We start from the raw sequence: 14,427 nt of genomic DNA, 5'->3' as shown, positions 1-14,427 counted from the left end.
TAACGCAATGCGGTACATGGAGGATTAGATGGCGGAATTATACGAAATTAAGGAAGAGGTAGAAAGAGTTATATTAGTAGCTGTTGCAACGAATGATGGGGATGATACAGAAGAATCCTTAGATGAGTTAGAAGAGCTAGTAAAAACAGCTGGTGCAGTAACAGTTGGAAAAGTAATTCAGAATCGTGAAAATATGCATCCGGGTACGTATATTGGAAAAGGAAAAATACAAGAAGTTGCAGAATTAGTACAGGCACTAGATGCAACTGGCGTTATTTGCGATGACGAACTTTCTCCTGCTCAGTTAAAGAATTTAGAAGATGCTCTACAAGCAAAAGTTATGGATCGTACGATGATAATTTTAGATATCTTCGCACAAAGAGCGTCTACAAGAGAAGGTAAAATTCAAGTTGAATTGGCTCAATTAAAATACCGTTCTACAAGACTTATTGGAATGCGCAATTCCTTATCAAGACTAGGTGGTGGAATCGGTACAAGAGGTCCTGGTGAGAAAAAGCTTGAAGTGGATCGTCGATTAATTAAGGATCGTATCACTCAATTAAATCATGAATTAAGCGAAGTAAAGAAAAACCGCGAAGTCGCAAGAAACCTTCGTAGTAAAAATCCAATCCCAGTTGTTGCAATCGTTGGATATACAAACGCAGGTAAATCAACACTGCTAAATCAACTAACAAATGCTGGTGTACTTGAAGAGGATAAATTATTCGCAACACTTGATCCCACAACGAGAAATTTTACATTAGAAAGCGGACAACAAGTGTTATTTACGGATACTGTAGGTTTTATACGTAAACTTCCTCATCACTTAATAGAAGCCTTTCGCTCAACACTTGAAGAGGCTAAATATGCGGATATTATACTTCATGTTGTGGACGTATCAAATCCAACAGCATATAAGCAGATGCATATTGTCTATGAAACATTAAGACAATTAGAAGTTAAGGATAAGACAATTATAACAGTGTTTAATAAGCAAGATAAGAATGTTGATAATCTTGTAATTAAAGATTTAAAAGCAGATAAAACAGTAAAAATTTCAGCGAAAACGAAAGCTGGATTGGATGATTTATTACAAATCATCGAGGAAGTGCTTCGTGAGCAAAAGGTTCTTATTGAGCAAGTATTTCCATTTCATGAGGCTGGTAAGATACAGATTATTCGAAAATATGGACAATTAATCGAAGAGGAATATCAACCGGAAGGCATTTATGTAAAGGCCTATATGCCAAAGGATGTGTATTTGGGATTAGAAAATAAGTAAGTAAATATTAATGAGTAAAGTCAATGAGCTGTTGCGTATGCAACAGCTTTTTTTAATTATTAGGAAACTTCTCAAATCTGAAAAATAGTGTATAATAGAATAGAAATAAAAAATTGCATGACAAAAGAGCGAAGTGCGGACTTCGCGATGACTTTGATTATGATGTTTTTTGTTTTTGGTTCGAACTGCATTATTTGACGTTTGAGAAAGAAATTAGAGATTGGATTTATCCATATCCCATTGCCTTTCGATATTGTTCAAATAGTGCAGTTTTTTTGTGGTAAACTTCTAGAACCAACATAGAAGAGCCACACTTCGAACATTTTAAAGGATCATATCCGAAGTTTAAAAGAATTGATTGTCTCCAATCAAGCAGGGATTTTAAGAACTTACGTTTTTCATCAGAAAGATATTTAAAAAGATGTTTTTCCTGCTTGTGATGCTTGGCATAAATACCGTAGTATCGCACCATTTTAAAGTGTTTTTCAGGTATATGTATAATCAGGCGCTTGATGAAATCAAGTGCAGGAATTGTTTCGGTTACAAGAGAATTATCTTCATGTTTTTTATAATGGAAAGTAACTTGTTCACCATCATAGTGATCAATACGTGAGGAAGCGATTACTGGTCTGCCAAGGTAGCGAGTGATATATTTCACAGTCTGATCAGGAGTACAATCATTCGGCTTTGCACGAACGTAAAACCCATCAGAATGTAGCGTATACATTTCATTTTTTATTTTACGAAAAGAAGGACCGATACGATTCGTTAAGCGATCCAAAAGAACTTTTCGAAAAGCTTTCCGTAGAAAGTGATAATCAAAGTGTTTAACAATACGCCAGGGAGTATGGTTGCCAGCTCCACCTTCAGAGATAAGAGCATGGATATGAGGATTCCACTTCAAATCTCGACCAAAGGTATGAAGAACACAAACAATACCAGGAGTAAAGTTTTCAGATTTATTCAATTTAGAAAACATACGAAGAATTGCATCACGGACTGAATGAAAAAGTTCACCAAGAAGAGTGCGTTCGTTTAGAAAGAATGCACGCAGTTCTTCGGGGATAGTAAAAACGCAATGTCTGTGTACACAAGAAATAAGCTTAGATGATATGCGAAAAGATCGTTTTTGATTATACATGTTTCCACAAGAAGGACAAAAACGGCTTTTGCAGGTATAAGGAACAAACTTAAGCTCACCACAATCAGGGCAGCCCCAAAAGGCACCACCCTTAGATGAATCACCACAGTCTATCATCTTATTTACATTTTCAATGACAGACTTACGTGGATGTAAAATATATAGTATCTCTTCATAATGTTCTTTAAAAATCTCTTTTAATCTACTCATGATACTATTATGAAGGAAGTTTAAGAAAAAAGAAACCCCTTCCCCTCATGATTGAGGGGCCAGGGGAGTTGAGAGTGTCGTAGACACTTTGTTCTTATACTTCGCATATTCGTTGTTCTAACTTATGAAATAGAGTTGTCATTATCAGATTTTCTAAAAATCAAATCAATTTTATATAAAAATGAGTGAAAATGCATAATATTAAAGCGGATTGAATTGGTTTATTTGTAAAATATATTATATTCTTAATATGAATTGATTCTAGAAATGATTAAAATGTAAAAAAATAGTAGTTTTTTATAATAATTAATAACATAATTCTGATATTTAATAAATATTAAAAAATTTTATTGTATGAAATAAAGCATGTAATCTATGTTAGTTTTGGCTACAAACTTACTCTAATCTTTGACATCTTATGTTGCATTATAATTAAACTTAAGAATAAACATCTTGTTTCTACTAGAAGAACCCAGGTATATAAAATAATAAAATAGTAATCCATGATCCAATCGCATTAAGGACATGTTGTAATGTAGATATATTTATAAGCTGCAAGTAATAATGCTTGTTGGCTTACAGATATAAATCTCCATGTGGGGAAGTATTTATTATTGTAAAAAGGAGGATATCCAAATGAGTTGGGGAAGAAAGTTAAAACAAAAGAAAGTTCTAAAAAAAGTGCAAACGCTTATTTTGGTAACGACATTAACTGTCGGTTGTATTCAAACGCCGATGAATGTATCTGCTGCAAATTCATTTAAGGGTGAAATGTCGAATGCAATTTCAAGTGTACTAGATGCGATGGACAAGAAAGGAGAATATGATAATGCGGTTGAAGCATTAAATAGTAGCCTTACTAGCCTAGAGGGAGCAGCTAGTGTGACTGGTCTTATGGTAACTGATACCCAGGAGGATTCAGTGACAATTGAATGGGACCCATTTGAGGCAGATAATTTAGTAGGTTACAACGTATATTGGGCAGATAAGGATACTGCAACCCAGGTATTTATGAAATTGACCAAAGATGGTATCAAAACAATGGACAACGAGTTAATTACAGTAGGTCCAGAAACCACTTCGTTTACGTTTCATAAATCAACCCATGTGAATCACTATTTCAAAGTATCCCCTGTATTTGAAACTGGGGAAGGTTCAAAGTCAGAGGTCATAAAAACGCAGACAGCAAAGGAATATAGTGCATATTTAGAGAATCTTGATCGAGGTCTAATGAAGGTGGCTACCACAGAAGGTGTATTTTTAAGTTGGAGACTTCTTGGCACTGAAGTAGACGGATATAGTGAAACAGGACTTACTGGTACTGATTTTAATGTTTATGAAGGAGAAAATCTCCTTGCGACAGTAAGCGATAGTACAAATTATGTGGTAGCAGGAGGTTCTATAAATTCAAGCTATTATGTAGTACCTGTTGTAGATGGTATTGAGGTGATTGAGAATAGAAGCGGCGAAGCGACAAAGATGGACGCGATGGATGGTGCTGGTTATCTTGAGATTCCATTACAGATACCGCATGATACGACGATTGAAGAGGTGTATGGGATTTCATCTGAGGAGATTACACTCTTAAATAGTCCAAGAACAGATACATATACAACAAACAAAATTACTTACTCAGCGAATGATGTCAGTGTTGGTGATGTAGATGGAGACGGGGAATATGAGTTCTTTGTAAAATGGGACCCATCCTTATCAAAAGATGTTAGCCAACAAGGGTATACGGGAAAACAGTATATTGATTGTTATAAATTAGATGGTACTCTATTATATCGTATCGATTTAGGAATTAATATTCGTGCAGGTGCACATTATACACAGTTTCTAGTATATGACTTTAATGAAGATGGAAAAGCAGAAATTTCTTTAAAGACAGCACCAGGAACTAAAATTATTAAGTTTAATAATAATAATCAGGATGAGATTGCGTCTGAAACATACATTACAACCCCAGATGGTGAATCTAATGAGGCAGATTATGTATTTACTGCAGCTGAATACCGTGAATACTTAATTCAGATGTTCATGGATTGGGGAGTATGGGCAAATGACAGCGAAGACATGATTGAAGCGAAAGCAAACTGGGATAAGAATTTAATCAAATTATTTGCACCGGAAGATGATATGGTTAGCATTGTAACGGAAGCAGATGGCAAGTATACAGTAAAGAAAGTATCTAGAGAAGAAGCTGGTTATACAGCCGATGATTTGATTGTTAATGTTCCGGTACGGGATGCCAATGGAGAAGTTGTATACCAATCATCAGGTGTAGCCAATGCATATATGCGTACGGTTCTTTTTGATGATGAAGCTACTGGATTAACTGCATCCATGAATCATGAGGGTGGATATACCCTAGAAGAAGCAACTGCATTAGCAGATTATTTCTTGAATGGTTATCAATACCGCATGAAGAAGCATGATTTAAACTATTATGAAGGATATATTATTACGGGTTCTGAATACTTATCTGTTTTTGATGGTGAGACAGGAGCCGAGCTTGATACAATTATGTATGAATTTGAAAGACAAGACGATGGTATGTTATGGGGCGATTATGCCATGAATTATATGGAACCAGGAAACCGCTGTGACCGTTTCTTATCTACCGTTGCTTATCTTGATGGTGAAAACCCATATATGGTAATCGGTAGGGGCTACTACACAAGGTCTACGATTGCAACATACACACTAACCGAAGATGGAAAATTAGAGCTACATTGGACCATTGATAGTGGATGGACGGTTATGACCAATCCATTTAATGATGGACCTCATGGAATGAATGGTAATAATACAAATGTTGGAACAAATGGAATTTCATTTTCCTTATTCTCAGGTCAGGGAGATCACTACATATCTGCTGCCGATGTAGATGGTGATGGATGCCAAGAAATTATATATGGTGGAGCAATTGTAGATCATAATGGTGATCTTTATAGTAGTGGTGGCGATTATGTAAATGGTGGAGCTTGGGCAAAATATGGACATGGTGACTCCATTCATGTGACAGATATTGATCCAGATAGACCAGGTCTTGAAATCTTCTCTTGTTTTGAAGGCGGACCAGGGGCACCTTATGGGACAGCTCTACGTGATGCAGAGTTAAATACAGTAATCCCAGGATTTCAGTCAGTTTATACTGGTGTAGATACAGGACGTTGTATGATAGGTGATTTACTTCCAAATGTGAGAGGATTTGAATTGTGGGGAGTAAACACTACAGATGCTAAAGGAAACATTGTATCGGTGAATACCATAGGAACAAATCAGAATATTTATTGGGCAGCAGATCGTACCACTCAGATTTATACTGGTAATATTGTAAAAGCCAATGGAACAAGCGCGACAACAATGTTAACAGCAACTGGAACAACTAGCAATAATGGTACAAAAGGCAATGCTTCATTAATTGCCGATGTATTTGGAGACTGGAGAGAAGAGTTAATTGCACGTACTTCTGATAATACCGCACTTCGTATTTATACGAATACAGAAGTATCTACCACAAAGCTATATACCTTAATGCATGATACTCAGTATCGTACCAATGTAGCTGGTCAAAATACTGCTTATAATCAACCAGCATATACTAGCTTTTATTTAGCAAGTGATATGGATTTTGAGTACGTTCCAATCCCAAATGTTAAGAAAGAACAGGAGCCAGGAGCTACCGAAATTGCTCCATCAAGAGTTATTTTAGACAAAACTTCACTTACATTAAAAGTTGGAGGTAAGATAGCGCTGACAGCAACTGTGCTTCCAAATAAAGCGACAAATAAGACAGTAAGCTATACATCCAGTGATGAAGCTGTTGCAGTGGTGGATAAAGACGGCGTAATCACCGGTATTAAGAAGGGGATAAGTACGATAACAGTAAGTACAATCAATGGTAAAACTGCAACATGTAAGGTAATCGTAAAGGATGGTTATAGTGAAGTAGGACTGGATGAATTTGCGATTGGGGAAACAAAAACATTTACATTTGGTAGTACAAAGGTAAAGGACACAATTACCGTTGGTGCAGCAACGGAATATACCAGTGAGTCTAAATATGGTTGGCAGAATGCAACTTCAATTTCTCTAACAGAAAGTGCTGACTATGTGACTGGAAATAATGTGAGAACTGTGGATGGAACCAATGTGATCTATGATTATCCAACATTTAATGTGGATCTCCCAGTAGGATTTTATGAAGTTACAATCGTACAAGGATCAGATGCAGAAGATACAGTAAATGGTGCTTATGTGGAAGGCAATATGTATTCTGTAAGATGGAGTACACAAGGATTCTCTACCTCTTTTACAGAACCAAGTGAGTCCAGTTATATTGTTACGCCAAAAGGTACGACAAAAGAAAGTAAAGTATTAACTGCAGTAGCCGATGGAACATTAACGATTCAGCTGGCGACTTCTCTTAATGATGAAGGGGAATCTGGAGTAGTTTCGATTCGTTCAATTTCCATTACCAGAGTTGCGTCTAATGTAGAAGAGTCAGTAAATCCAACCTTGCGTTTCATTGGTGATTCTACGGTAGCAACATATCCACCGGAAGATGGTAATGAATGGACACCGATTCCAGAACGTACTGGATGGGGCGCAAATTTTGCAATGGCTCGTTTCATGAGTGATGAAGTAGAATTAGTGAACAAAGCAGTGGCTGGAAGTTCCATTAAGAGTTATTTGGCAGATGGATATTATAATGATTTCTTTTTAACAGCAAGACCAGGGGATACTGTAATTATTGAAGGAGGTATTAATGATAGCGCAGCAGGAAGGCGTTATTCAGATGCTACTTCTTATGAAGCGTATCTTCGTTATTATATTGAGTCCTGTCAAACCTTTGGGCTTGATGTAGTACTAAGCTCGGGAACAAGTTCTGCGACCACCTACACAGATGTGATGGTCAAACTAGCGAAGGAGTATGAATTAACTTATATTGATTTATTAGGAGAGTTTAGTAATTATAAGAATAAGATTTCCCAAACAGCACAGGGGGATTTAACTGTAGATGGAACCCATCTTTCAAGAGTTGGTGCAGTATTAGCGGCACAGATAGTAGCAGGTCATTTGGCACAAATTGAAGGATTATCAATCTCTGGATATGTAAAATCACAGGATATCAATAACAATGCTCCAACAGCAGTGGTAACTGGAGTAAATGTAAAAGCTCAGACAAGCAATAGTGTCACGTTATCCTGGAATATTGATGAAGAAACATTATATGAACCAAATCAATTAGTAACAAGATTTAATATTTACCGTAAAGAAAAAGGAGCGGCAAATAGTAGCTATACGAAGGTGAGCCAATCACGTGCTTATGTTTCTGCTTCCATGACCGCACCTAAACTACAGGCAACTATAGAATCACCAGTTGTGGGAGATTATGATTATGCAATTGCTGTTGTGGGATTAGTTGGAGAAGGTCCAAAGTCCGAAAGTATTACAGTAACAGAGTTTAAACCGGATACAACGTATCAGTTATTAGAGCTTATGGAACAGTATGAGGAACAGATGTATGATTCTACTCATTATACCGCAGAGTCTTATATAAATTTAAGGACTGCATTTCATCGGGCATCAACTGCGTTAGAAGTAAATGCACCAGAAGAAGAGTTAGCGGAGATTCTATTAGCAGTAAAAGCAGCAGTAGAGGGGTTAGTTCGTGTAAATACAGTAGTAATGGAAGAGGATTTTGAAGCAGAGACCATTGGATCCAAATGGGGAACAACTGGACATCAGCTACTTTCTGTTATTATGGAAGAAGACGGAAATCATTTGGCAAATGCTTATGTAGAAGCAGCAGGCACAAGACAGATTAAGAAAGAGATTACTGGCGCAGTATCGGAGCTACTATCCGTCGAATTTGAGTGGTATCCAGGACAGCCAGACCGCAGAAATTGTACAGAAATTCAGTTCAGTGATGCTAAGGGAGTTTATTTCTCCTTAAAGACTTCCAATAATGGACATATCGGTTATGTAGTTGGAGCCTATGATTCTAATTCTACCGCATATTTAACTGGAGATGGTTTCCATGCAGAGAATACACAGGCAACTGACTGTGGACTTTCCAATGAGGTATGGTATAACGTTAGGATTGTATTTGATTATAAGAATCATACCGCGGATTTATACTTAATACCAAGAGACGATGAGTCTTTGCCTTCAAAAGTAATAAAAGGAATCGAAATCTCAAAAGAAGCAAGTCAAGTTTCATTAATGAATTTCTTATGCATGCGTGGAAAACAGGATAATGGATCTTCAAATGATTTATCGGTATTATGGGATACATACTTAGATAATTTCGCCATTTATTATGTAATCAATAAGGAAGAAGCAGATTTAACTACATTCCACCAGACAAAAGATGTTTATCAAGGAAAAATTCAAGGAATTTCAGCAGATAGCTTAACGGCAGAGGAATTTGTAAGAGCAGAAACTGCCATCGAACTCGTTGACAATAACGTTGGTTTTATGACACAGGAAGATGTGAATTATTTAGTATCTGTAATGGAAGAAGCAGTAGCGGCTGTTCCAGAGCGAACAGCAGTAAAAGCAATTACGCTTCCATCTGAAATAAGCATAACAGCAGGTTTGGTACAGACAGTAGTAGCACAATTAGAGCCATTAAATGCCAATGAATTATTAACTTGGAGCAGTGCCAATGAAGATATTGCAGTGGTATCCTATGATGGAAAGACAGCTGTGATTCGAGGAATAAAGGAAGGTAGCACAGAAATTACAGTACGTAGCCAAGGAAATGTAAGCGCTGTGGTTAAAGTAAATGTTGTAGGAAGTGCTTACTTATTTGGAAATGGACAAAGAATTTCTGCAGATTCTTTCTATGTAAATGGAATTGGATTTAACAACTTTACGTATAAGACAGCAGCTATGGGCTGGGTAGATGGTATTTATCATCCAAGAGAATTAACAAAGGAAGCAGGAACAAGTTATATTAATGTAGAAGAGTCTACAAATGATTACCTTGCAATTAATAGCGTGGTATGGTCAGAAAATGGAGGGGATAGAGACGAAGATACTATCGTTTATGAAAATACATCTGCTTTTGATTTAGATTTGGCACATGGTAATTATACGGTAAGTGTAAACTTTATCAATCCAACAAAGAATGCCATGAATGTAGTTGTTAAAGCAGAGGACATCACTCGTTATGCCAGTGGAGATCATGGAGAAACGGAACTTGCGAAGGCAACGGTATTAGCAGGACAGACAAAGACAGTTTCTTTTGAGATTGCTTTGATGGATGATTCATTAACTCTTCGTTTTGAACAAGATGCAGTTGCATCCTCTTTAAATAGTGCGGCTGTAAAGACAGTTTATGTAAAGAGTGTCAGTGTCGTAGCAACAGAAGAGAAGAAAACGGAAGAAGTGCCAACTATATTTTTACTTGGTGATTCTACTGTACAAACATATACGAAAGCAAATTATCGTACTGGCTGGGGACAAGTGTTTTATACAGCTCTTTCTGGTGCGTCAGATGATTCAATCGTAGAAGAAACAAGTGAAGGATATGCTTATTATAAAACAGACTTGACAGCAGTGAAAAATTATGCAAGAGATGCAAGAAGTGCTAAGTCATTTTTACAGGAAGGCAGATTAAATGAAGTCCTCTTAAATGTCAAAGAAGGCGATTATGTATTGGCACAGTTTACACATAATGATTCCAATACAGCAAGACCAAATCGATATTTAAGTACAGAAGACTTTAAGACGTACTTATTAAATTATAAGAAAGCAGTGGAAGAAAGAGGCGCAACTTTTGTATTAGTGACACCGATTGTAATAAATGCAATTGAGAATGGAAAGTGGGATCATCGTTTTGAATCCTACCGCCAGGTAATGTTAGAGCTTGGCTTATCAGAACAAATTCCAGTACTTGATTTAATGGGAGCAAGCTATTCCTTAGTAAATGAAATGGGACAGTCTGCGGTGAATGCACTAGGAATGTATATGTCTGATACTGTCCATTTACAAAAAAATGGAGCTATGATGTATACGCAGTTGCTTGCAAACTTAATTCATTCCTATGATATGGATGATCAGTTAGCGACCTTAAAAGCAGCGTTAAAGAAGGTAGATGCATCGGTTACTTTTGATCAAAGTAAGATAAGCTTACAACCACAAAAATCCGTTTCCCTTGCTTATCAGACAACTGGTTTAGATGGAAAGACAGCAACTTATTATACTTCTGATCCATCAGTAGCAACAGTAGACTCCAATGGTGCTGTTACGGGTGTTAGCAAAGGAAATGCAATTATAACAATCAGTATTGCCAATGGTGCTGATACCGCTACTACTGATTGTACCGTTTATACGGATTACTGCTTGGTGGAAGTTGCAGGAGAACAAACAGTAAATGAACAATCAGTAAAGGAACCGTCAGTAAGTGAACTATTACTAAGTGAACAGACGGAAAGCGAGAATACTTTTAGTTTAATGTCTGCATCATTGACAAATCTTACTTCGTCGATATTAGAGAGTGATTTAAGTGATGTAAGTAATGAGGAACTTTCTTTATTTGCATTGGAAAGTACGGGAAATGTAGTAGTTGATCCAGATGTAACTGTAGAAGATATGGATACACAGGCCATTTATAAATTTGACTTTGGAAATAAATCAGGCTTTGCATCTGGTTATACACCAATTACCAATGGAAAATACAATGAAGAGACTGGTTATGGATTTATAAGTGATATTAGCCTTATTAATTATAGTAGTTTATCAACGGGTGTAGCATCTAAGGATGGCGCTACCGATGATGAGATTGCACTTTACACAGCTTGCCAGGATGCTGTAAGGGGTTCTGCGTTGGAATTTGTAGTGGATGTTCCAGCAGGTACTTATATGGTATCTTTATACGCTAATGTAAGTTGGAACTTAGACATGTATAAAGCTAGTACTTATTCAATTAATGGATATTCAGTAGGCGGAATTGTGAGTGAGGAAACTACCACTGATAATATTGCAAAGAATGTAAAGGTAACGCTTACAGAACCAGGTCAGATTGTAATTCGTGGTACAAACCCGGGAAAATTAGCAATCTTTAATGCATTAGTCATCAGTAAATATGTACCTGCAGTTAAGACTTATAATGAGGCTGCTTGGAACGAGTTAAAACATACAAGTGCAAGATTAAATATTAAACTTGGCTTACTTGCAGATAATACAACACCATTAGAATTTGATACTTCTTTAATAACGAAAATGACTGCTATGAAGCGCGCATTAAAAGTTGTAAAGGGTATGCCAGTTGCGGATTATGCTACTGGAGATGAAGCTATGGCAAAAGCAGTGGAAGCTATGGAAAACAAAACGTTATATACGGAAAGCTCCATAGAAAAGCTAGAAACTGCAGTAGCAGAATTACAGGCGGTAATTGATTCGTTAGAAAATGTTGACCAAGCAGTAGTAACTGCGCTATCTGTCATTGATTACTGGCTTCTAGGTGTTGAGGTGGAAGATATTGTAGAACCTTATGATTTATACGTAGACTTTGATGTTCCATCCACTTCAGTAGAATATTTAACAGATGGTTATACGTCCGTTTTAAATACTTCTACTTATTCAGAATTATTAGGATACGGACTAGTAACAGCAAGCAATGGACGAAATCGTGGAACGGGAAATAGCTTGTTTGATGACTTTGTTATGAATACTGCATTTTTAGTGGATGTTCCAGCAGGAAATTACATGGTTAGAGCATATTGTGGTGATTTGATGACAGGTTGCAACAATACTTCCGTAATTAATATTATTGATACAACTACAAATGAAGCATTGGTGGTAGATGCTACAACAAGATCAGCAGGAGAAGAAATTTCTTTTATAGATATGTATTTTGAAGTAAAAGAAAGTACTCAGATTAGGGTTGAGGTATCAGGTAGATTAAATGCATTATTAGTGGAACAAATTGTTAATGTTAGTGTAGCGGAAATTGATATTGCTAAACTTATTGACTTAGTAAATACCATTGATGCAGCTGGATTAATAGAAACAAATTATACTATTTCAAGTTATCAGGCATTGGTAAAAGCATTAGAAGAGGCAAGAGAAGCTATCGATAAAGGCGTTTCTTATGTTCAGGAATATGAAAAATTATTAAACTCATTAATAAGTGCATACGAAGGATTGAAGGTAAGAGAAGTAGCACATGAAATCTTGATTGACTTTGGTACTGAAACATCAGCAGTATCTACGGATTCGAAGTTTGAAGGAGATGGAGGAATTGCTACTTTAGGTACAAATGTATTACAGGGGCTTGGTACGATGGTTTACACTGAGAATTCTTTAGACAATGGACAGCATTTTGGATTTGACCGTGTAATGCCAGCAAATGAGACTTCCTCTGGAGGAGCATATTTTAGAGATTATGTTTATAGTAAAGGTGGAGTACCATACACTTTCTATGCGGATATGCCGGTAGGCACTTATTATGTATATGTATATACAGGTGATAAGTTATCAAATAATACAACTAAATTATATTTTAACAATGGAGAAGCGGTTATTACATCTAATACTGCAGTAGAAGTAGTAAGTGGTGGTGCTGTTTCAGGAAGTGCAATTGCAAGTGTTAGTGGATGTGCAATTTATTCACAGACGTCAAGTGGTGGTGGTCAATATTCTGCACCAGCATGTATTTATACAGTAGATGTCGTAGAGTCTGATACAATCAGTTCAATCGATGGTATAAAAATGGGACGTTTTTCAATTACTTTATTTGATGATACAGCAACTTCAGCAGATGCAGTAACAGCAAGGCTAAATGGTATTGAATTAACCCCTGTGAATAAACCGGAGCCAACTCCTACACCAGAAGTGTCTCCAACGCCAACAGAAAAACCAACACCAACAGAAAAACCAATACCAACGGTAGAGCCAACACCAACGGAAAAACCAATACCAAGCGTAGAGCCAACACCAACGGAAAAACCAATACCAAGCGTAGAGCCAACACCAACGGAAAAACCAATACCAAGCGTAGAGCCAACGCCGACGGCAAAACCGACACCAAGCGTAGAGCCAACGCCAACGGAAAAACCAATACCAAGCGTAGAGCCAACGCCGACGGCAAAACCAACACCAACAACAGAACCAACATATACACCAGATCCAGAGCCAACTGTAACACCAGAACCAGATGTACTTAAAGATATTATTTTACGAGAAGAAGAGATAACGTTGTATGTGGGTGGAACAATAGAAAATGAAAGATGGATTCCAATTAAATTACCTGAAAATGTGAAGAAGGTTACATCTTTTGATAGCAAAGTATTAAATAAATTAAAAGGTGATATCGTACCAGTTACCATCAAGTATTCTTCAGATAATGAATCTGTAGCAGTTATTAACCACGTTGGGCGTATTTTTGCTGTTGGAGAAGGAACATCTAAAATAACGGCTACTATTACGCAAAAGAACGGAACATCAAAAGACTTTGTAATAATCGTTAAAGTGATGAAAGCGTATATCGAGATTGTTTCACAGAGTAATGTTATTAATATTGGTGAGAAAGTTCCATTTGAGGTAAAGGTTTATGGTTTAAGAAAAGAAGATATTAGATGGTCTACCTCAAAAGTTAAAAGAGCAATGGTAGCAATGAACCTTGGAAAAGAGAAAGTAATGGTTTATGGAAAATCAGCAGGAACAGATTATGTGGTTATTAAATGTGGAACCATTAGCAAAGCTATCAAAGTTATTGTTGTGAAGAAATAAAAGTTACATAATATTATCAAAGTATTTTTAATACGGGAAGAGA

The 14,427-nt window shown here is 36.7% G+C and carries 3 protein-coding genes; 2 read left to right on the top strand and 1 reads right to left on the bottom strand.

Annotated elements, in window-relative coordinates:
- Positions 1–28 precede the first annotated feature (28 nt).
- The gene (gene hflX / locus BN4220_RS07630) at positions 29–1,282 is read left to right on the top strand and encodes a GTPase HflX (RefSeq protein ID WP_066715288.1); all 1,254 of its coding nucleotides are present in this window, start codon (positions 29–31) and stop codon (positions 1,280–1,282) included.
- A gap of 226 nt (positions 1,283–1,508) precedes the next feature.
- On the opposite strand, the gene BN4220_RS07625 is transcribed toward hflX, so the two are convergent.
- Positions 1,509–2,633 carry an IS91 family transposase gene (locus tag BN4220_RS07625; RefSeq protein ID WP_066713097.1) on the bottom strand — a complete coding sequence of 375 codons (1,125 nt, stop codon included), beginning with the start codon at positions 2,631–2,633 and terminating at the stop codon, positions 1,509–1,511.
- A gap of 636 nt (positions 2,634–3,269) precedes the next feature.
- On the opposite strand from BN4220_RS07625, the gene BN4220_RS07620 reads away from it, so the two are divergent.
- Entirely contained in the window at positions 3,270–14,384 is an 11,115-nt protein-coding gene (locus BN4220_RS07620; protein ID WP_066715287.1) for a rhamnogalacturonan lyase family protein, read from the top strand.
- Positions 14,385–14,427: the final 43 nt, after the last annotated feature.

It is taken from the genome of Clostridium sp. Marseille-P299, from assembly GCF_900078195.1.
Taxonomy (GTDB): Bacteria; Bacillota; Clostridia; order Lachnospirales; family Lachnospiraceae; genus Lachnoclostridium.
This window is presented reverse-complemented; position numbering and strand designations above follow the sequence as displayed.